The sequence below is a fragment of the Streptomyces wuyuanensis genome, assembly GCF_900103455.1.
GTDB classification, from domain to species: domain Bacteria; phylum Actinomycetota; class Actinomycetes; order Streptomycetales; family Streptomycetaceae; genus Streptomyces; species Streptomyces wuyuanensis.
In genome coordinates this window covers 217,150-237,591 of sequence record NZ_FNHI01000003.1, presented here as the reverse complement: position 1 = coordinate 237,591, position 20,442 = coordinate 217,150, and the positions used below count along the sequence as shown (strand labels likewise).

General features: G+C 72.7%; 18 protein-coding genes. 2 read left to right on the top strand and 16 right to left on the bottom strand.

The genetic code is table 11. The features are described from left to right. Positions 1-99: 99 nt before the first annotated feature. The 6 genes from BLT82_RS06535 to map form a co-directional block, all read right to left on the bottom strand. Positions 100-891 (bottom strand): ABC transporter permease, encoded by a 792-nt coding sequence (locus tag BLT82_RS06535; RefSeq protein WP_093652876.1) that lies wholly within the window; start codon positions 889-891, stop codon positions 100-102. Continuing rightward, positions 888-1,889 (bottom strand): ATP-binding cassette domain-containing protein, encoded by a 1,002-nt coding sequence (locus BLT82_RS06530; RefSeq protein WP_208867741.1) that lies wholly within the window; start codon positions 1,887-1,889, stop codon positions 888-890. The genes BLT82_RS06535 and BLT82_RS06530 overlap by 4 nt, the downstream gene beginning before the upstream one ends. 64 nt (positions 1,890-1,953) lie before the next feature. Continuing rightward, on the bottom strand, positions 1,954-2,796 hold the full coding sequence (locus BLT82_RS06525) for a DUF4097 family beta strand repeat-containing protein (RefSeq protein WP_093652874.1): 843 nt from the start codon (positions 2,794-2,796) through the stop codon (positions 1,954-1,956). Positions 2,797-2,892: 96 nt separating this feature from the next. Further along, positions 2,893-3,411, bottom strand: a complete 519-nt coding sequence (locus BLT82_RS06520) for a toxin-antitoxin system HicB family antitoxin (RefSeq protein WP_093652873.1) — start codon at positions 3,409-3,411, stop codon at positions 2,893-2,895. A 444-nt stretch (positions 3,412-3,855) separates the two neighbouring features. Next, positions 3,856-4,278, bottom strand: a complete 423-nt coding sequence (locus tag BLT82_RS06515) for a hypothetical protein (RefSeq protein ID WP_143041476.1) — start codon at positions 4,276-4,278, stop codon at positions 3,856-3,858. A 185-nt stretch (positions 4,279-4,463) separates the two neighbouring features. Beyond that, positions 4,464-5,231: a type I methionyl aminopeptidase gene (gene map / locus BLT82_RS06510; RefSeq protein ID WP_093652871.1), complete on the bottom strand. Its 768-nt coding sequence runs from the start codon at positions 5,229-5,231 to the stop codon at positions 4,464-4,466. A 273-nt stretch (positions 5,232-5,504) separates the two neighbouring features. Here map and BLT82_RS06500 point away from each other — a divergent pair, with 273 nt between their 5' ends. Continuing rightward, a complete protein-coding gene (locus BLT82_RS06500; protein WP_143041475.1) occupies positions 5,505-5,804 on the top strand; it encodes a hypothetical protein in 300 nt (99 codons plus the stop codon). A 239-nt stretch (positions 5,805-6,043) separates the two neighbouring features. Here the strand turns inward: BLT82_RS06500 and crcB (BLT82_RS06495) are convergent, their stop codons facing one another. The 3 genes from crcB (BLT82_RS06495) to crcB (BLT82_RS06485) are packed head-to-tail and all read right to left on the bottom strand — an operon-like array spanning position 6,044 to position 7,250. Continuing rightward, complete coding sequence (gene crcB, locus BLT82_RS06495) at positions 6,044-6,418, bottom strand: fluoride efflux transporter CrcB (RefSeq protein ID WP_093652868.1); 375 nt, start codon at positions 6,416-6,418, stop codon at positions 6,044-6,046. Next, the gene (locus BLT82_RS06490) at positions 6,415-6,768 is read right to left on the bottom strand and encodes a DUF190 domain-containing protein (RefSeq protein ID WP_093652867.1); all 354 of its coding nucleotides are present in this window, start codon (positions 6,766-6,768) and stop codon (positions 6,415-6,417) included. The genes crcB (BLT82_RS06495) and BLT82_RS06490 overlap by 4 nt, the downstream gene beginning before the upstream one ends. Further along, positions 6,765-7,250 carry a fluoride efflux transporter CrcB gene (gene crcB / locus BLT82_RS06485; protein ID WP_093652866.1) on the bottom strand — a complete coding sequence of 162 codons (486 nt, stop codon included), beginning with the start codon at positions 7,248-7,250 and terminating at the stop codon, positions 6,765-6,767. The genes BLT82_RS06490 and crcB (BLT82_RS06485) overlap by 4 nt, the downstream gene beginning before the upstream one ends. A 722-nt stretch (positions 7,251-7,972) precedes the next feature. Here crcB (BLT82_RS06485) and BLT82_RS06480 point away from each other — a divergent pair. Then, positions 7,973-8,542, top strand: a complete 570-nt coding sequence (locus BLT82_RS06480; protein WP_093653006.1) for a response regulator transcription factor — start codon at positions 7,973-7,975, stop codon at positions 8,540-8,542. Positions 8,543-8,585: 43 nt separating this feature from the next. On the opposite strand, the gene BLT82_RS06475 is transcribed toward BLT82_RS06480, so the two are convergent. The 7 genes from BLT82_RS06475 to BLT82_RS06440 all read right to left on the bottom strand — a co-directional run bounded on the left by BLT82_RS06475 (position 8,586) and on the right by BLT82_RS06440 (position 20,362). Next, complete coding sequence (locus tag BLT82_RS06475; RefSeq protein WP_244291876.1) at positions 8,586-10,556, bottom strand: ATP-binding cassette domain-containing protein; 1,971 nt, start codon at positions 10,554-10,556, stop codon at positions 8,586-8,588. A 122-nt stretch (positions 10,557-10,678) separates the two neighbouring features. After that, the gene (locus tag BLT82_RS06470) at positions 10,679-12,556 is read right to left on the bottom strand and encodes an ABC transporter transmembrane domain-containing protein (protein ID WP_093652865.1); all 1,878 of its coding nucleotides are present in this window, start codon (positions 12,554-12,556) and stop codon (positions 10,679-10,681) included. A 107-nt stretch (positions 12,557-12,663) separates the two neighbouring features. Continuing rightward, entirely contained in the window at positions 12,664-12,798 is a 135-nt protein-coding gene (locus BLT82_RS06465; RefSeq protein WP_093652864.1) for a SapB/AmfS family lanthipeptide, read from the bottom strand. A gap of 58 nt (positions 12,799-12,856) precedes the next feature. Further along, on the bottom strand, positions 12,857-15,520 hold the full coding sequence (gene lanKC, locus BLT82_RS06460) for a class III lanthionine synthetase LanKC (RefSeq protein ID WP_093652863.1): 2,664 nt from the start codon (positions 15,518-15,520) through the stop codon (positions 12,857-12,859). 241 nt (positions 15,521-15,761) lie between these two features. Next, positions 15,762-17,294 carry a SulP family inorganic anion transporter gene (locus BLT82_RS06455; protein WP_093652862.1) on the bottom strand — a complete coding sequence of 511 codons (1,533 nt, stop codon included), beginning with the start codon at positions 17,292-17,294 and terminating at the stop codon, positions 15,762-15,764. 8 nt (positions 17,295-17,302) lie between these two features. After that, positions 17,303-17,884 (bottom strand): carbonic anhydrase, encoded by a 582-nt coding sequence (locus tag BLT82_RS06450; RefSeq protein WP_093653005.1) that lies wholly within the window; start codon positions 17,882-17,884, stop codon positions 17,303-17,305. Between the two features lie 864 nt (positions 17,885-18,748). Next, the gene (locus BLT82_RS06440) at positions 18,749-20,362 is read right to left on the bottom strand and encodes an ADP-ribosyltransferase domain-containing protein (RefSeq protein ID WP_093652860.1); all 1,614 of its coding nucleotides are present in this window, start codon (positions 20,360-20,362) and stop codon (positions 18,749-18,751) included. Positions 20,363-20,442 lie beyond the last annotated feature (80 nt).

The following is a 20,442-nucleotide window of genomic DNA, read 5'->3' as shown; positions in this document are numbered from 1 at the left end:
ACGCCGGCGGGGCGGCGTACGCCGACGAGGTGTCGGAGTACGCCGCCCCGTTGCGGGACGGGCCGCGGGCGGCTCTGCCGTCGACCGGTCCCTCTCCCGCTACTTCGGGTCGCGGTCGTACAGGGACTTGGACCAGAAGTAGCCGAGCGCGGCCAGGCCCAGGCACCAGACGACGGCCAGCCACCCGTTGTGGCCGATCTCGCTGCCGAGCAGCAGCCCGCGCAGCGTCTCGATGGCGGGGGTGAAGGGCTGGTACTCGGCGACCGGCTGGAACCAGCCCGGCATCGCGTCCACCGGTACGAAGGCGCTGGACAGCAGCGGCAGTACCATCAGCGGCATCGCGTTGTTGCTGGCCGCCTCGGCGTTCGGGCTGGACAGGCCCATCCCGACCGCGATCCAGGTCAGCGCCAAGGAGACGAGCGTCAGCAGCCCCACCGCGAGGACCCACTCCGCGGCGGTGGCATCCGTGGCCCGGAACCCGATGGCCACCGCCACGGCGCCGACGAGTACCACGCTCATCACGCACTGCAGAACGCTGCCGACGACGTGCCCGATGAGCACCGAGCCTCGGTGGATCGCCATCGTGCGGAAGCGGGCGATGATGCCCTCGGTCATGTCCATGGAGACGGAGACCGCGCTGCCGATCGTGGTCCCGCCGATGGTCAGCAGCAGGATGCCCGGGACGAGGTAGGCGAGGTACTCGGAGCGGTCCGCCCCGCCGTCACCGATGCCGGCGCTCATCACATCGCCGAAGATGTAGACGAAGAGCAGCAGCAGCATGACCGGCGTGAGGAGCAGGTTCAGGGTCAGGGACGGGTAGCGCCGTGCGTGCAGCAGATTGCGGCGCAGCATCGTGGCCGAGTCGCGCACGGCGAGGGAGAGGGAACTCATCGGACGGTCTCCTTGGGCTGGTCGGGGACGCCGGTGCCGCCGGTGAGGGCGAAGAAGACGTCGTCCAGGTCGGGGGTGTGCACGGTCAGTTCGTCCGCCTCGATGGCGGCCGAGTCGAGCCGGTCGAGTACGGCGCGCAGCGCGCGCTGGCTGCCGTCGCTGGGGATCTGCAACGCCAGCGCCTCGTCGTCCCGGGTCACCTCGCCCAGCTCCGCGGCGGCGCTGCGGTACGCGGACGGATCGGTGAAGCGGAGCCGGACGTGCCCGCCGGGGATCTGCCGCTTCAGTTCCTCGGCGGTGCCCTCGGCGGCGATCCTGCCGTCGTTGAGTACGGCGATGCGGTCGGCGAGCTCGTCGGCCTCCTCCAGGTACTGGGTGGTGAGGAAGACGGTGACGCCGTCGGCGACGAGTTCGCGGATGATCTGCCACATGTTGTGGCGGGAGCGGGGGTCGAGGCCGGTCGTCGGCTCGTCGAGGAAGATGATCCTCGGGTTGCCGACGAGGGTCATGGCGATGTCGAGCCGGCGCTTCATGCCGCCGGAGTAGCTCTGGGCGGGCTTCCCGGCCGCGTCGGTGAGGTCGAACTGCTCCAGCAGCTCGGCGGTCACCCGCCGCCCCTCGGACTTGGACAGATGGTGCAGGTCCGCCATGAGGAGCATGTTCTCCTCGCCGGTGATCAGCCCGTCCACGGCGGAGAACTGCCCGGTGACACCGATCGCGGCGCGCACGGACTGCGGGTCGGCGGCGACGTCGTGGCCCGCGACCTGGGCCTGCCCGCCGTCGGCGGTGATGAGTGTGGACAGGATCTTCACGACGGTGGTCTTTCCGGCGCCGTTGGGTCCGAGCAGCGCGAACACGGAACCGGCCGGGATACGCAGATCGATGCCGTCGAGCACGGTCCTGTCGCCGTACGACTTGCGCAGACCGACGGTTGAGACGGCGGTCGGCGAAGGGCGACCGTCTCCCGAATTCGACGTGGGCATGACAGACGAAGGCATGGAGCCCTCCCTTTCGAAGGCTGAGGCTGGCGGGAGTGGGCGAGTGGGCGAGTGGGGCCGGCGTTCAGGCCTTGGCGCGTCGGATGTCGATGTTGCCGTGCCGGGTGCGGGCGCGGACCTTGACGGTGTCCTCGGAATGCTCCGGGGCCTCGGACGCGGAGAGCGTGTTGCGCACCTGGCCGGATCCCGAGCTGACGTCGAGCCAGGCGGCCGTGCCCTCGCGGACGCCCACCTCGATGGCGCCGTACGAGGTCTCCAACTGGACTGTGCCGCGGGCCACTTCACCCACACGCAGGGTGCCGTGGGCGGTGGTGGCGGTGACCGAGTCCTCGGCGTGCCGGATCTCGATGTCGCCGTTGGCGCCCCTGACCCGCAGCTCGCCGGTCGCGGCTCCGACGGTCGTGGTGCCGTGCGAGTTCTTCAGCACCGCGGGGCCGTCGACGAGTCCCACCCGCAGGCTTCCGGAGCTGGTGGTGATCTCCGCCGCGCCCTCGACCCGGTCCACGGTGATCGAGCCGTGCGACGCGGTCAGCTTCAGCGGGCCGGTCGTGTCGAGGCGGACGTCACCGGACGAGGTCTTCACCCGGACATCGCCGAGCCGGCCCTCGCCGAGCACCTGGACCCAGGCGCCGGTCACGTCGAGGCGTGATCCCGTGGGCAGTTCGACCGTCACGTCCACGGTCCCGGTGCGGCCGAACAGATTGGGCTTGGGCGTCCTGACGGTCAGTTCGCCGCTCGCGTACGTGACCTCGGTCTGGTCGGCCGTCCGTACGTCCTGGTCCCGCTTCGGGTCGCGCGGCCGCACCTCGACGACGGTGTCGAGGCGGTTGCCCGCGGTGAACTGGATGGAACCGGCGTCCACGTGGGTCGTGGCCGAGATCGTGTCGGGAGTGTCGAAAGAAGGCATGGTTGTCCCGTCCTCTTGGGTCTCCAGGACGTCCCAGCTGGTGGGACGTGGTGTGGGTGAAGTGGTGCGGGTGATGTGGTGCGGGCGGGCGTGCGGTCAGCGCACCCAGCCCGTGAAGCTCTGTCCGATGGACTGGGACTTCTCCGTCGTGCGCGGCCGGGTGCCGCCGTCGACCGCGGCCGACACGGCCCGCACCAGCCATGCGTTGACCGACAGGCCCTCGCGGGCCGCGGCCTCCTCGGCGCGGGCCTTGAGGTGGGCCGGCAGACGCAGGTTGACCCGGGCGGTGCCGCCCTCGTCGCCGTCGGCCGGGGCCGGGGTCCTGAGCGGTTCGACGGGCCCGGCCGGCTCCGCGGGGACGCCGCCGTCGGAGGGCGGCGGCGTCACCACGAAGTCCGGGTCGAGTCCGCGCAGCCGTACGTCGACCGAACCGGGTGCGAGTTCGCGGGTGATCTCGTCCATCGCGGCGGAGAGCACGTTGAGCATGGTCAGCCGGGTCGCCGACTCCAGGGGAGCGGTGAGCCTCTCGGCCAGCTCGCGGGCTTCGACGCCACCGGCTTCGGCGGCCACCGCGAGTTCGCGGCGGAGGCTGTCGACATACGGGGTGAGGTCCATGGCGTCATCATGGCATCACTGTGGCGCCACGCGCAAGGCCGAATGGCGCCGCGGGTGGCGCGGATGCAGTTCAACCTGCTTTGAGCTGCGGAAATGCTGCGGGGTGATCTTTGGGCGCACTGGCCTGGCGTCGGCGTGTGCGCCTGTTGGGTGATGTGATGGCGCCAGGGTGGCACTCACGTGGCGCCGGGAGGCGCAGTGTGGTGCCACCGGTGCCATGTGGTGCCAGGTGGTCTCGATGAGGAAGCCGGCCCGGCCCGCCTCGCGCCCGGACGCGGGTGGCCCGCGCGGGAAGCCCCTGACGTGCGCCGCCCGATGGAGGGCCGTCTCCGGGCCCCGTGCCAGGACGGTTCCCGTTCTGTGATCTCTGCACGACAACCCTCCGCGCTCGCTCGCGGTCGAACCCTCTGTCGCGTCCCACGCGCACCAACGGTCCCGTCAACCTCAGAGGTCGTAGCAGATGAGTCGTCCCTCCACGCCGCGTTCCCCGTTCCGCCGTGCGGCCGCCGCGGGGCCGCGCGCCCGTTCGCGGGCGCTGCCGAGCGCAGTGTGTCTGGTGGCCCTGGCCCTGGGAGCCGCCGCCTGCAGCGGCGAGGGCGGTGCGGCGTCCCCGGCGGGGACCGGCACACCCGGGCCGTCGTCCTCGACGGCATCCGCGACCGTGAGCCCGACCCCCACCCCGTCCCCTTCCGTGACGGCGTCGGTCAGCGCCTCGGCGACGCGCCGGGCGGAGCCGGCGCGGTCGGCCACCCCGAGCCGGGCGCCGAAGCAGCGAGGGGCGAACGGCGGCCGGACGTCCCGCCCTTCGTCGGGCGGGCAGCAGGGTGACTCGCAGAACGAGCAGCAGAACGTCCCGCAGAACCCCAACCGCGGACCCACCCCGCCGCCCGCGCCCCCGCGGCCCGAGCCCACGCCGGAGTGGAGCGATGCCGCCTGGGAGCCGGGCGATCCGGTCGAAGAGCGATAACTGCCCTACCCGAGCGCGGTGGAGGGGTGTGCCGCCGTCGGGCACCGGACGGGCCGGCCCGGGACAGGCGGCGCCTGGGGCGGCGTCAGGGCAGGGTCAGGATGCGGGGGCCCTGGTCGGTGATGGCGACGGTGTGCTCGATGTGGGCGGCCCTGCTGCCGTCGGTGGTGCGCAGGGTCCAGCCGTCGGCATCGGTGCGGTAGGTGTCCTTCCCGCCGGCCATCAGCATGGGTTCGATGGCGAGGACCAGGCCGTGGCGGAGGGGGAAGCCGCGGCCCGGGCGGCCGCGGTTGGGGACGTGGGGGTCCTCGTGCATGCGGCGGCCGATGCCGTGGCCGCCGAAGTCGGCGGGCATGCCGCAGCCCGCCCTGCGGGCGACGGTGCCGACGGCGTGGGAGATGTCCCCGATCCGGCTGCCCACCCGGGCGGCGGCAATGCCGGCGTCGAGGGCCTGCCGGGTGGCGTCGATCAGGTCGAGGTCGCCGGGGCGCGGCGTTCCGACGGTGAAGGTGATGGCCGCGTCGCCCGTCCAGCCGTCGAGCCGGGCGCCGCAGTCGATGCTCACCAGGTCGCCGTCGCGCAGCCGGTAGCCGGTGGGGATGCCGTGCGACACGGCGTCGTTGACGGACGTGCAGATCACGGCCGGGAAAGCGGCCGGGGCGAAGGAGGGCCGGTATCCGAGGAACGGGGAGCCGGCTCCCGCCTCGGCCAGGACCGTCCGTGCTGCTTCGTCCAGCTCTCGCAGGGACACCCCCACGCCGGCCGCTTCCCGGACGGCGGCCAGTGCGCGGGCCACCACCCGTCCGGCCTCCCGCATCGCGTCCAATGCGGCATCGGTCTTGATCTCCACCATGTGCTCGGCTCCCCGCCGTCCGTCGACCCAATACTAATACCGGTATGAGTATCACGGTCGGAGGGTCCATCCGGCAACGTCGGCGCGGGCATGGGCGAACGGTGCGGCGTACTCCGCACCCTCGGCCGGCCCTTCCGCGGCACGAACTTCCGGGTGATCCGACTCCGGCCCGTGGTCGGCCTCGGCGGTGGCGTTCAGGCGCTGCCGTTCGCCTGCCACACTGGCCCGTGCGCGTCGCGAGGACGGCGCCGAGGGGAAGGAGTTGATCACGGGATGCCCCGGTGGATAGTGCTGGCCGTACCCGTCGACGGTGTCGGGGAAGCAGACCGCGACGCACGGACGGTTGCGGAGTTCGAGGGCAGTGCGGAGGAGGCGGAGTCGGCCCTCGTGCGGGCGGCGAACACGTACGAGCACAGCCTCTGGTCGGTGCGCCGCCGGGAGATCTTCCGGTGCTCCAGCCGGTCCTACTTCATCCGTATCCAGGGCCGCCTGTCGACGTTCGGATTCCTCGTTCAGCTCGCCGAACTCGTCCATGACTCCGAGGCGAAGCCGGTGGTCCCGCCGATCGTCTGATCCGCGTCTCCCCGCTCAGGCATGCCAAGCTCAACCGCCTGGGCGGCTACGGATTCCGCGCCGTCTTCCCCTCGGGAGGTGGCCTGCGGCCCCTGCCGTTGGTGCGGGTGCGGGTGCGGGTGCGGGTGCGTGTGCCGGTCCGGTCGCCGGGCCGGTGTCGGTGAGGACGGCGGCGGCGCCGAAGACGACCGGCGCGGCGGTGGCGACGGCCACCACAGGCGTGATCGTGGCCGTCTCGCTCAGGCCCACACCGCCTCCGCCACGGCGACGCCGACGAAGGCCGCGCCAAGCCCGGCGACGACGCTGGCGATGACGTTGACGGCGGCGAAGAACCTCGCCCCTGACTCCGCCAGCCGCATCGTCTCGTAGGAGAACGTCGAGTAGGTGGTCAGCGCCCCGCACAGCCCGGTGCCGACCAGGAGCTGCACCGAGTCGGAGGCGGCGCCGTAGGTGGCGGCGCCAGCGAGCAGGCCCAGGATCAGAGAGCCGGTCACGTTCACGATGAAGGTGCCCCAGGGGAAGACGGTGTCGTGCCGCTTCTGCACCGCCAGGTCGGTCAGGTACCGCAGGGGCGCGCCGACGGCGGCGCCGGCGATCACCGGCAGCCAGTTCACTTCTTGCGCTCCTCGGTTCGGCCGACGTAGCTGATGACCTCGCAGTTGTCGAGGATCACCAGGCCCTCGGTGACCAGTTCGTCGAGCCGAGGCAGGAACGCGCGAATGCGCTGCTCGTCGTCGACGATGACGATGGCGACCGGCAGGTTCTCGCTCAGCGACAGCAGCCGCTGGGTGTGGATCAGCGAGGAGGCGCCGAACCCCTCGATGCCCTGGAACACCGACGCCCCTGCGAGACCGGCCTCGTGCGCCCGGTGAACGATCTCGGTGTACAGCGGCCTGTGGTGCCAGACGTCGTTCTCTCCGATGAAGATCGTCACACGCAGCGCGCGCCCGGTCAGTCTCGTCATGATTGCCTCCACGTCACGATCCGGCGCGTCACCCACGCCGCGCTCCATACCGCCGCCAGCGCCACCAGCGGCGTCAGCCCCAGGTAGGCCAGCGCGGCGCGGGCCCGGTCGGCTTCGACCAGCTTCTGAATGTCTACTGCGTAGGTCGAGAACGTCGTGAACCCGCCGACCACCCCGGTGCCGAAGAACGGCCGCACCAGCCGGTGGGCTGCCCACACGTTGCTGATGACGACCATGAACACGCCGATCACCGCGCAGCCGACCGCGTTCACCCCCAGCGTGGTCCACGGGAAGCCGCCGCCGGCCGTCGGCCACAACAGGGACGCGCCGTAGCGGGCCGAAGCGCCTATCGCTCCGCCCAGCGCGACCACGGCCACCTCGGGAAGCTGGTTTCGCCAGGGTCCGGGCCGCTGCACGGGCACGTGGAGGTCGACGTCCGGGTCGGTGGGCTCGCCTGCGGCCGGGGAATGCGGGGGCTTCATCGGGTACACGTCTCCTACTCGCCGGGCACCCCCGGTCTCAGGGTGCGCGTGATCGCAAGTAGGGACCGTTGGCGGCTACTGCGCCGCGGTTGGGTACGGCGCGCCCCACCGCCGCGCGACGGCCCTGCCGGGGGCCGCCGTCGGTGATCAGCGTACGACAGGGCCATGGCGCCACCGGGCGCGAACCCGCGCACGCAGCGTGATTCTCATGAACCGTGGTCCGGCTCCCCGTCCCGCTCGCCCTCGCACCGGATTCCCCGACCGCCGACATCCGCATCGGGTACGCACGGCGTTCGCCCCTCACCCGGGAACTCCGGTCACGGCTCCCCACCCTCGCCAGGCACGGCGTCCCCCGCGAGGAGGTGTTCTCCGAGAAGATCAGTACCCGGGGTACGGGTCTTCGACCCCGGTTCGAGGAAGGCGTACCCCGAGGCCGTCGCCCAGGCTCATGCCGACTTCACCCGCCTCTCCGGGCCGCGCTCCGGGTGGCGTCCGTGCGCCGTGTGCGCCTCTTTGCGCCCCGTCCGTGCTCCGGCGCGCAAAGGGCGCACTCCGCTCAGGGTGAGCGCTCCTGTGCCTCCCTGGGCGCGACTAGTTGTCCGATACGCGGGCAGCGGCTGTACGTACTGACCGCTGGTGTCCGGCCGATCACGGTGAGCGGCAGGGCAGTTGAGGGGGGACGAGGCGTGATTCGGGTGCTGCTGGTACACGACAGCTGTCTGATGAGGTCCGCACTGACGGCCTTGCTGGGACGGGAGGACGACCTGGAGGTGAGCGGATCGTCCTGGCGTGCAGCCGTCGGGCAGGGCAGCACCCTGCGGCCCCATGTGTGCGTCGTGGACGTCGAATGCACGGGCGCGGCGATGCTCGGCCCGCTGATCGGCCTGGTCCGGCGTGCGACCGGTTCGGCCGCGGCGCTGCTCGTGCTGGCCACGGGCACCAGACCCGGACTGCTGCGCCGCGCCTTCGACGCCGGCGCGCTCGGGTACGTGAGCAAGGACGCGGGGCCGCAGCGGTTACTCGACGGCATAAGGAAGGTGGCCGCGGGCGAGCGATTCGTCGACGAGTCGCTCGCCTTCGGATTCCTCCAGGCCGCGGAGATGCCCCTGACGTCTCGTGAACTCAGCGTGCTCCGCCTGGCCGCGGAAGGGGCGACGATCGCCGAGATCGCGCGCAACCTGCATCTGTCGAACGGGACCGTGCGCAACTACATGTCCGCGATCACCCGCAAGACCGGAGCGCGCAACCGGGTCGACGCCATACGGATATCCCAGCACGCGGGGTGGGTCTGAGCGGCGGAGGCGGCCTCTGCGCACCCGGGCCGGCGCCCGCGGCTCATCCGGCCCCCGGGCGCCAGTGCCCCACGAGGTCCCGGTACGTCTCCGACCGTTCCAGCAGTTCCTCGTGGCGTCCGGCGGTGGCGGCCACCCCGTCCAGTACCAGGACCCGGTCCGCCCGCCGCGCCGACGAGAGCCGGTGGGCGATCACCAGCAGCGTTCCCGGCCGGTCGGCGAAGGCACGCTCGGCACGGGCCTCCGCGGCCGGATCCAGATGGCAGGTCGCCTCGTCCAGCAGGACGAGACGGGCCGGGGCGAGGTACACCCTTGCCAGGGCCACCAGCTGGCGCTCGCCCTGGGAGAGGGCCGCGGGATCGATCCGGGCGTCCAGTCCTCCCAGCGCGTGTGCCACGCGGTCGAGGCCGACGGCGCGCACCGCGGACTCGACGGCAGCGGCCGGCGCCCCGTCGGGGCACATGTACAGCAGGTTGTCCCGAAGGGTGCCCCCGAACACGTAGGCCTCCTGGGGGATCAGTGCCCGCCGCACCGCGTACGGGTCCCCGTCCGGCCGGTGCACGGGCCTGCCGCCGATCAGCAGCTCCCCCCGTGCCGGCACGAGCAGCCCGGCTATCAGTGCGAACAGGGTGGACTTGCCGATGCCGCTCGGGCCGACCACGGCCATGTGCTCACCCGGCCGCACCGACAGGTCGAGTCCGTCGACCACGGGCATGGCGCCCGGTCCGTAGGCGAAGGAAAGGGAGCGCAGTTCCAGGCTCGGTGCCGCCTCGCCGGACTCCGTGGGCGGCGTCGACGGCTGGGAAGGGCGCCGGGCGGCCGTGAACGCGCCCTGCGGCCTCGGACGCGGGTCCGCGCGCGGCCGGTCCGGGCAAGCGCCCGCCGCCTCGGAGTCCTTGGCGGTGCAAGGGGCCGCGCCCGCGGAAGAGGCCGTCGCGGAGGCGGTTGCCGAGCCGGTGCAGGAGGCCGTGGCCGGGCTCGTGCAGGAGTCCGTCGCAGAGCCGGTGCGGGAGCGCGTCGCCGAGCCCGTCGCCGAGCACGAGCCACGGGCGGTGGCCGGGCCCGCGGCCGAGGGCCCGCCGTTGCCGGCCAGGCGGTCGAGGATCACCAGGAGCCGGGTCCCGGCCGCGCCCAGACCGGTCATCAGCGTGTTCAGCGCCGGCAGCAGCGCCTGCGTCAGATAGGTGAGCGCGCCGAGGAGTTCCCCGGCCGTGACCCCGCCGTCCAGCAGCCAGGGCGCGGCGGCCAGGAGCAGCACGACGGGCGCCTGCCCGGCGAGCCCGAGCGCGAGCGTCCGCACGGCGGCCCACCGGGCCAGTGCCCGTGCGGCCCGGGTCTGCGCGTCGATCAGCTCGCCGGCCGCGTCCGAGGTGCGCGCCTCCGCGCCGCAGGCGACGATGTCCCGGAGCCCGGCGACGTCGGCACCGAGCCGGGCGGCGAGTTCCTCGTCGGTGCGCAGGAAGTCGCGCTGCCGCGTGGCCATCGGGCGCAGTGCGGCGGCGAAGAGCACGAGCCCGGCGGCCAGTGGCGGCAGGACGATCAGCAGCAGCGCCGGAGCCAGCGCCGCGAGGCCCACCACGACTCCCGCGGCTGTGAAGACGAAGGACCTGGTCACCATCACCAGCCCGGCGAACCCGTCCCGTGCCGCCTCCGTCTGATGGGTCAGCCGTGAGACGGCCGCATGGCCCGCATGCCTTTCGCGCCCGGCGACCGCGGCGGACAGGGCCGAGGTGACGACCTTTCGTACGAGACCGTCGCGCAACGGCTCCACGAGGTCGGCGAGATGGTGGAACACCCTGTTCGTGGCCGTCCCCCCGGCGACGACGGCCGCGGCGGCCACGGCCAGCCAGACGAGACCCACCCCGGGCCTGCCGGTGAGGAACCCGCGGTCGAGGGCCGCTGCCACCGCGTACCCGCCGAGGAAGGTCTGCGCCGTCTCCAGAAGCGACCAGCCGCCGAGGCGCAGGAGCGCGGGGCGTCGCCGGGCGAGGAACGGGACCGCCTGCGGCAGAATCCTGCGCAGCGCCCCCCGGACGGGACCGGCCGCCGAGGGGGCAGGACGACCATCTGTCGGCGCGCTTCCCGCACGGGGCCGGAGCACGCCGCCCACGACCGTCCGCGTCCGGCCGCCGGCCGTCACCGCGTCCGTCCTCTCGCCGGCTCGTGGCCGTCGGTCGCCGCACGGCCGACCGCCGGTTCGTCGGTCGCCGCACGGCCGACCGCCGGTTCGTCGGTCGCCGCACGGCCGACCGCCGGTTCGTCGGTCGCTGCGAACACGGCACGGTACTCGCGCAGGGCCCACAGCGCGGAGTGCGGACCGACCGCCCGGATGCGGCCGTCGTCGAGCCACGCGACGAGATCGGCCCGCGCCGCCGACGAGGCCCGGTGGGCGACGACGAGACGGGTGCCGGGCCGGACCTGCTGCAGCAGCGCGCGCGCGACCTGTCGTTCGGTGACGCTGTCGAGACTCGATGTCGCGTCGTCGAGGACGAGCAGCCGGCCGGCATGAGCGAAGGCCCGGGCCAGTCCGAGGCGTTGTGCCTCACCGCCGGACAGCGGAGCCCGGGAGAGCGGCGTGGCGTATCCGTCCGGCAGCCGCCGCACGAACGCGTCCGCCCCCGCCGCCCGGGCGCCTCCGATGACCTCGGCCTGCGGCGGTGCACACGGCCCGAAGGCGATGGCGTCCCGCACGGTCGAGCCGAACAGCGCGGGCCGCTCGAAGGCGTACGTCACCTCACGGCGCAGAACCCCGCGTGCCACCTCCGGCAATGGGACACCGTCCAGCAGGACGGTGCCGGTGTCGGGGTCGGCCAGCCGCCCGGCCAGCCGGGCGAGAGCGGTCTTGCCCGAGCCCGACCGGCCCACCAGGGCCAGCGTGGCACCGCCGGGCACGACCAGATCGACGCCCCGGAGCACGGGCCTGCCGGCGCGCACCACCGAGACGCCGCGGAACTCCAGCCGTCCGGAACCGTCTTCGGGAAACCCCCGACCCCCGTACGCGACGGCGGGTGCCGCCTGCACCTCGGCGGTGCGCCGCCCCGCCGCCCGGCTGCGCAGGAGACCCGACAACTGCCCGACGACCGCGCCGAGGCCCGCGGCCAGGGCCGCGTAGCGCAGCGCCGCCAGCAGTTCGCCGACGCTCATGTCCCCGGCCGCCACCCGCAGCCCTCCGACCGCCAGCACTCCCGTCTCCAGCAGGGGCAGCAGCACCGCGCCACGGGCGACGGCGCGGCCGTACACGTGCCACATGTGCCGCCCTCTGGCGGCGAGTTCCGGCAGGGGCGCCAGAATCCGGGCGCGCTCCCGGTCCTTCGTGCCCGCGGCGGCGACGGTTCGGGCTCCTTCGAGCGCCTCGACCAGGCGGGTGGCGATGCGCCCCTGGACCTGTTGGTACTCGGCCACCCCGGCGGAGGTGTCGCGGGTGAACGCGCGGACGAGCAGCACGAGCAGCGGCGCCCCCGCCGCGAAGACCGCAGCCGTCCACGGATCGGTCAGGGCGAGCGCGACCAGCGCGCCGACCGGCAGCACGACGGACGGCACGGCTGCGGCGGCCGTCGCGGGTGCCGTCGCCGCCTCCGTCGCGTTCGCCGTCAGCCGGGTCACGAGATCGCCGGCGTCGAACCGTGCCGCCGCCGTCGGCCCGGCGGCGAGCACCCGGCCCAGGGCACGGCGGCGCATCCGCGCGGCGGTGCGTGCGGTGAGAGTGCCGCTGAGGTGGGCGGAGGCCGCGTCGCACAGGATGTCGGCGACGACGAGTGCCGCGCAGAGCGCCAGCCACGGTCCGGCGTCCGTGGCGCCGGCGAGGACGAGGTCCAGCGAGCGGCCGAGCAGCGCCGGCAGGGCGACGGCGGCGGCCGCCGACAGCAGGCCCGTCACGACGAGCGCCGCGGTCCGTCCTGCGGACGCCCGTACCGCGCCCCTCAGCAACGAGCGGGCGCCACCGCCGGGTTCGTGCGGCACGTCCGAGGCAGGGGGGCGGCCGCCGTACGCGGCTGCCGGCCGTCGGGTGCTCATGGGCCTCCCTCGTCGTCCGAGCCGAACGGTCCCGGGCGCAGGAACCGCCCGGGACCGTTCGGACTGATGTCACCGTCGTCGCGCGGGATGGCCGCGCGACGCCCGGGTCAGTTGCAGGTGGTGACGCTCAGGCTGCTGTCGCCACAGAGCAGCAGGCTCGCGCGGCTGCCGCCGCCGGTGGCGATCTCGTCCGTGAGCTCGTCCTTCGGGGTCTCCATGCTCTGCAGGTCGAGAAGCGACATGACGGTTTCCTTTCTCGGGGACGGAATGTGCCTTGCCATGACCTCCGATGACCGGAGGTCAGCTCTGGGGGCCGTGGACACGGCCGGGAGGAACGGGCGGGAGGAACGGCAGCTGCACCGGCGCGTCGTCCAGTGCTGCGCCGAGGGCCAGCAGGCAGCCCGCCGTGCCGGTGGCGAGATCCATCGAGAGCCGCATCATCTGCTCGCCGGGGAAGGCGAGACGGCCCTCGTAGGGGAGGGCGTGCCAGGACAGGACACCGATCTGCCGCGCCAGGTCGGCCCGTGAGGTGCCGGGGCCGCTCGCCGCCGTCCTGCTGAGGTGCAGCACCATGCCGGCAGCGCCCCGGAAGAGGCCGGGCTGCGCGTAGAACTTCGCCCGCGCGGCCCGTACGATCTCCTGCCGCGCCCGGCTGAAACGCTCGTCGTCGCCGTGGACGAGCCAGTCGTCGAGCACCATGCCGATGCCGGCGCTGCCCGCACCGAGATAGGGCATGGTGCGCCAGCCCTCGTCGACCTGGAGCGCTCCGCCCGCGCCGTGCACGCAGCGGTCCAGATCGCGGTGCAGCGCCTCGGCCGCGAGACCGAGCAGGGCCTGGTCGCCGGTCCTCTCGTACAGGCGGAGCTGCAGCAGGGCCGCACCGGAGGCGCCGTGCAGCAACCCGGCTCGGCGGGTGGGCCGGGCGCCGTCTGCCGCCGTGGCGCGGGCGACGAGCTCGCCGCAGCGCAGGGCCGCGTCCCGCAGCGCGCTCTCGCCGGTGGACTCGGCCAGCGAGTCGAGGGCGAGGCCGATGCCCGCGAGGCCGCTGTGCAGATCGGGTCCCATGCCGGTCCAGGACTCGGCGAGGACGACGTCCACCAGGTCCATGGCGGCCGCCCGGTGCCCGAGGCGGTCGAGCGTCCAGGCGATGCCGGCGATCCCGTCGTAGAAGCCGAGAGGGGTGCCCGACGCCGGCCGGCGTACCGAACGCAGCAGCCACTCCTCGGCCTCGGGCCAGGTGCCGCAGCCGGTTTCGGCCAGTGCGTACAGGACTCCGGCCGTCCCGTGGGCGAAGCAGGCGCCGCCCGCGGGACCGGCGAACTGGGCGATGTCCCCCGGCAGGCAGCGGTCGCTTCGGCCGAAGCGTGCCGAGGCGCGGACGGCCTCGGCCATCGAGTCACGGCTGCGGGGCCAGTCGCCCGGCTCGACGGGCAGGTAGTCCGGCCGGTGCGTCACCGCCGGATCCGCGGACCGCGTCGCGGTCCCGGAAGGCGCGGGGCGCGGTGTTGCGGACGGCGCCTCGCACGGTGTTCCGGACGGGTGGCCGCGGGTGATCTCGGCGACCGCCTCCTCCAGCAAGGAGCGTTCCACCGGGAAGTTGTCGGCCACGATGTCCGCCAGATGGGCCGCCTTGGCACGGTCCACGGAGAACAGGCTGGTCAGCGGAAGGAACAGGGCGAGACGCAGGCACGCGAGCGCGTACCGGTCGACATCCGCGCCCCTGCGGTCCGCGGGGGCGACGAAGCCGGGGTTGGCGATGACCTGGCGCCGGCCCTCCCCGATCGGGGCGGCCGCCTCGAAGTCCAGCAGCACCACGGACGACTCGTCCTCGGAGACCATGATGTTGAACAGGTGCAGGTCGTTGAAGACCACCCCTCGGGCGTGGACCTGTGCCACCGCGTCCTCCACCAACCGGTGGACGCGCAGCGCCCATTCCGTGTAGGCGGCGAGCGCCCGGTCCCCCGGGTCCTCCTCGATCAGCGGGTGCCGTCTGGCGAAGAAGCTGTTCAGGGGCCGGCCCTCGATGTGCTCCAGAACGAGGAAGCGGTGGTCGCCCAGTGTGAACCAGTCCAGCACCTCCGGGGTGCAGGAGAGCCCGGCCAGCCGTTCTAGCGCGTCCCTCTCCCGCTCCAGCCGGGTCACGGCGTCCGCCCCGTCGGCCGCGAGGCCGGCGTGCGGCCTGCCCTCCTTCAGCACGACGCGTCTGCCCGTCCGGTCGTCCCGGCCGACGTAGACTCCGCCGCCGTTGGAGAAGTGCAGGGCGCGCTCGATGGTGTAGGGAACGCCGTCGGTGGTGGTGGCGGCCCGAGCCTCGGCGTGCGGGCGGAGGAAGTCGGGCAGCGTGACCCAGTCCGGGACGTGGAAGGCGGGCCCCCGCACGTCCGGGACGAGCCGGCCCGAGGCATCCTCGACGGCAGGCCGCAACTCCCCCTGCTCGTCGCGGCAGTGGCGCTCGGTGAAACTGCCGTACCGCACGAAGACGGGGCCGGCCCCCCAGCGCAGATCGCTCAGGATGTACGGTCCGGGCTCACCGGCCAGGAGCGCGTCGAGATCCTCGGCGACCGTCCGGCACTGCGCGTCGTCCGCGGGGTAGACGGTGATGAACTTGCCACTGCCCGCCCGGTCCGCGTACTTGGCGTTGCGCATGTGCAGCAGATACCGGCTCGGTACGAACTTGAAGGCGATGTCCCGGGGCACGCAGTAGTCCCAGACCTGGGCGAGCACCTTCTCCGCGTTGTCGAGACAGGCCGACACGTGGATCTTCCAGCCCTGCGCCGGGAGGCGGCTGTCGAGCGGACGGTACGCGAGCCAGTCGCCCTTGTGGTGCCGCTGCCAGCCCGCCGGGGCCCCGCGCCGTGCCGCCTCGTACGGCCTGCCCGGTCCGTCGCCGTCCTCGGCGAGCCGGTGGGGAGCGTCGTAGAACGTCCGGTCGGCGTCGCAGAAAGCGGCGTACCCCTTGTTCATCTCGTCCCCCCTGTGGCCGGTTTGACGTCCCAGAGACTGACACGGGCCGGAACGGCCCCGACAGTCACAACTGCCACCAAGGGACCGTGAGGAACTCACGAGTAACCTGAAGCCGCAGGGCGACATCCGCCGCAGTGCGCCGGCGCGGCCCTGGTCGAGCCGGTGCCCCGCGCGCCCGGGCCGCGCCCCCGAGGAGGGCGCGGCCCGGCCGTTCATCGCCGTCGGTTGACGAACCTGCCCGCTACACGCCCGACGCGACGCGGTCGCCGTCCACCCCGGCGGTGAACTTCACCGGTGGTGTGCCGGTCTCGGAGTGCCGTTCCCTCCAGTTCTCCAGCGCGGACCGGCAGGCGTGGTCGAGGTGGTGGAGCCCGGAGAGGTCGAGCTCGACGGGGCGGTCCTGGGGGAGGGCCTCCAGGCTGTCGAGTATCTTCGGCAGGCGCAGGAAGGTCGCGTTGCCGGAGAGGTACGCCTGGACCGGGCCCGCGCCCTTGTCGACGACCTCCAGTTTGATGTGGGAGGTCTCCCACGCCGTCTTGACGATGGACAGGGCCAGACCGATGAGAACGCCCTCGAACATGCTCACGGCGACGATCGCCATGGCGGTGACGACGAGGATCAGGGCCTCGCCGCGGTTCTCCCGCCACAGCGCGGCGAGCGCGCGGACGGGGATGAGTCTGGCACCGGCGTGGACCAGGACGCCCGCGAGGGCAGGGATCGGAATACAGGCGAGGACGTCCGGCAGGAGCGCTGCGAAGAGCAGCAGCCACACCCCGTGCAGGACGCGGGACGCCTTGGTGCGGGCGCCCGCCTGCACATTGGCCGCGCTGCGCACGATCACCGCGGTCATCGGCAGGGCGCCGAGGATCCCGCACACGGCGTTGCCCGTGCCCTGGGCGACGAGTTCCTTGTCGTACTCGGTGCGCGGGCCGTCGTGCATGCGGTCCACGGCCGCCGCGCTGAACAGGGACTCCGCCGAGGCGATCAGGGTGAACGCGACCACGGTGCCGAGCAGGGCGAGGGTGCCGAGTTCCCCGAACTCGCCCAGCGAGGGCGGCTGTACGGAGTCGAGGAGGCCCCTGACCTCCACGGTGGTGACGTCGACGCCGGGCAGCAGGGCGACCAGGGCCGCCAGGCCGACCGCGGCGAGCGGGCCGGGCACCGCGCGCAACCGCCGCGGCATCCGCCGCCACAGCACCAGGACGGCGATGGTGCCCGCACCAAGCCCGAGGGAGACCAGTGTCCTGCCGTTCTGGGCGGCGTCGATCAGAGCGGAGGGCAGACCGGCGAGTTTGCCGATGCCGGAGTCGGGGGCCTCGGTGCCGATCACGGAGTACAACTGCCCGGCGATCAGGACCAGGCCGATGCCGGCCAGCATGCCCTCGACCACGGACACGGAGATCGCACGGAAGTAGCGGCCCAGCTTCAGGGCGCCCATGGCCATCTGGAGCACGCCGGTGGCCAGGACGATCACGCCCAGGGCAGGCAGGCCGAACTCGTCGACCGCCTCGAAGACGAGGACGGTCAGACCGGCGGCCGGGCCGGACACCTGGAGGCTGCTGCCTCGCATGAGTCCGGTGACGACACCGCCCACGACACCGGTGACCAGGCCGAGTTCGGCCGGGACGCCGGAGGCGACGGCGACGCCGACGCACAGCGGGAGGGCGACCAGGAAGACGACGAGGGAGGCGGCGAAGTCCTGCTTCAGCCATGGGTACTTCCACCGTCCGTACGCCGGAACCGCCTTCTTCTCGGCGCTGTTGTCCGTGCTCATGGCGGGCCTCACAGCGCCTCGAACGCGTCGGTGTCCGGGCGGTGTGCGCGCACGGCCCCGGTGTGGACCTCGTAGTACCAGCCGTGCAGTGTGAGGGAGCCGTCGGCCAGCCGCTTCTCCACGCACGGGTACGAGCGCAGGCGCAGCAGCTGGGAGAGGACGTGGTGGGTGACGGCGCGCTCCACGCAGGGATCGTCGGGGTCGGCGGCGTCCGGTTCGCCGGCCGCGTGGGTGAGCCAGTCGCGCACGGCGGGTACGCCCTCCAGGTCGTCGCCGCGCACCAGAGCACCGACGGCGCCGCAGTGCGAGTGGCCGCAGACGACGATGTCGGAGACGCCGAGGACTTCCACGGCGTATTCGATGGTGGCCGTCTCGCCGGCGGGGCCGTCGGAGCCGTACGGGGGAACGATGTTGCCGGCGGTGCGCAGCTCGAAGAGATCGCCCGGTCGAGCGCCGGTGATCAGTGCCGGGACGACCCGGGAATCGGAGCAGGCGATGAACAGGGCCTGGGGGGACTGGCCTTGGGCAAGCTCGGCGAACTCCTCAGGGCGCTGTCCGAACGTGCGGGCGTTGTCGATGAGGGGCTGCATGGGCTGCATGGTGGTACTCCTCCTGGCGCGCCGTGGGGGTGGCGCGTCGGACGTGCAGGGCAGGGAACGCTGGACTCCGTCTCTGTCAGCAGCGGAAGACCTGAAGTACCGCAGGAGCGTGGGCCGTCGGGCATCTGGAGCGTCCCGGCGAACCGCTCGCCGCGGTGCCGCCGGCCGCTGCCGCCGCGGCCGCGACGGGCGCCGGACCGCCGGGCGGTGACGCCGGACCCCGGCGCGCCGGTCCGCCCGCAGGGCCCTGATCACGGTCGCGTGTGCGCGACGGATCGCCGGGGCGTGCGGCCGGGACTCCGTCGTCACACGGGGAGTGTCCCGAACCGCCGGCGGCCAGGAGCGGGGTGCCGCCGGGAGCGGCGTCGGCACGGGCGGCCGGGTGGCGCTCCGGAATCACTGGGGCGGCTGAGCACTTCAGTGCACGGGGCGTGGAGGAGGCGGCCGCGGCGAGGGAGAACGCCAGCGCGAACAGGGCTATGACGAAGGCCGGGCCTGCGGTCCGCGCCGTCATCGCTGCGCTCATGCTTCTCCCCCTTCGTGCCGTACGCGTCCAGCCCAGGCCAATGGCAGATCAAACGGCAGGTCAACAGCTGGTCAAGTCACACGTTAACCGTGAAAGGTTGTTTGCAGCGTTAACTCGAGGTTGCGGAACGAAGAGCGCCCGAAAAGGGTGGTTCGACTGTCGGGAAAGGGCTGTTGGCCTGGCGTTATCGCGCAACTTCGGGGGCGCGCGCGGAGGTTGCGTGCGCCCCGCGGGCGTCCGGCGGTTGCATATGAAAGGACCATCGTGAGGGGGGCAAACCGCGCTCGCCGGGGCGCTCTCCAACAGGCGCCACGACGGCGACCGCCCGTTCAGGACACCAGGGGCCGCTCCTCCAGCTCGGTCAGCCTTACGGTGCACAGGCCGCCGCGCTCGACCTTGACGTCCGTCACCTTCAGCTGGGTCCCCGGCAGAAGGATGAACTCCTCCTCCCCGGTGAACGCGGAGAAGTCGCGGATGCCCACGGCCCGGGCGGGCACCACCTCGAACAGGGTCCGCTTGCCGCGGCCGCCGAGGAACGCCTTCGCCACACCGAGCTCGGACGTGCACGAGGACACGCCCCACCACGTCACGGTCCGTCCGAGCGGATACTGCGCACGCAGGTCCAGCGACACCCCGCGCCACAAAGGGCTGGTGCGGACGGGGAGTTGTGACACGGCCGAGAACAGCAGCCGCAGATACGGCAGGTACGGGACGAGCCTGCTCCGGTCCGGGGAACGCAGGATGGCGTTGACCTCCCGGTAGAAGGCGGACTCGCAGGTGTAGAGGTAGAGGGCGGCGATCGCGTCCGCGGAGAGGCCGGCGGAGGCTTCGTCGGCCCGCCGCTTGCCGAACTCGTGCGACCGGTCGACGTGCCGGCCCAGCCCGGACAGCAGCGCGGTGACCGGGGCGACGGCCTCGCGGATGTCCATCAGAGGGGTGTCGAACACACCCGTGATCGCCGGAAGGACGAGCCCCTCGTCCTTCACACCGGAGAGCCGGTCCAGGTACAGCTGGTGGAGCTCCATGGTGGAGGCGATGAACGCGCCCATGCGATCCGCGACATCGCCGCCCCCGCCGGGTTCCGCTGAGGGCTCGTTCCAGCCGGCGCTCGGCAGCCAGTCGATCTCTTCCGCACCCACCGAAGCGAGGGCCGCGTTCACCATCCCGAGGTGGTCACCGTCGCAGAAGACGTCGCCCTGAGCCGCGGGGTTGGCGTGGTCGATGTGCCGGACCTCGACCCCGGGGTACTTCTTCTGGAGTTCGAGAACGACCTTCTTCAGACTGCGCGCGTGCGCCCCCCACCACGCGAAGACGACCCCGCGGTCCTCCACGTCCGCGTCCTGCTTGGCCTTGAGTATCTCCTCGACGATCCGCTCGGCGACGGGCCGCCAGAACCGGGTGTGCCGGTCCGTGCCGATCGCCCCGTCGCCGCTGGCGGTCAGCGCCGCGTTCAGCAGCAGCACGCCCTGGGTGAGCATCGCCTGGAACCATTCCGGCGGCTGGACGGTCTCGTGCTTCTTCAACAGCGCGCGAATGTCGGCGATCGGCGTCTTCCTGGGTATGCCGTACTTCCACATCGCCGCCGCCTTGATGATGCAGCGGATGCTGACGACCCTGCCGAACTGGCTGTCCTTCCAGTCGTGGAAGGTGTTGTCGAACATCGCGATGCCGGTGGCGCTCTCGGGCCGCGGATACGGGTTCTGACCGAAGACCACCACCTTCCACTTGTGCGGAGCGTTGGGCTTCAGCGCCTGGAAGGTCAGTTCGCGGACGGGGACGACCTCCGGGCTGCGGCCCGGACCGATGAACGCGGCCGCGTCCGGCTGAGCCTCGATGACCGGCTTCAGCAGTGGAAGCCATGGTTCACCGCCGCCCTGGAACAGGTCCGCGAGGGCCAGCGGGTCGCTCGGGTCGGGCGGGGCGGGGGAGTGGGCATCGCTCATGCTGGAAGGACTCCGGTCGGGTTGAACTGCGCTGGTGAAAGGCCTGATTGGCGAAGTGCCCACGACGATAGGCGGGACCA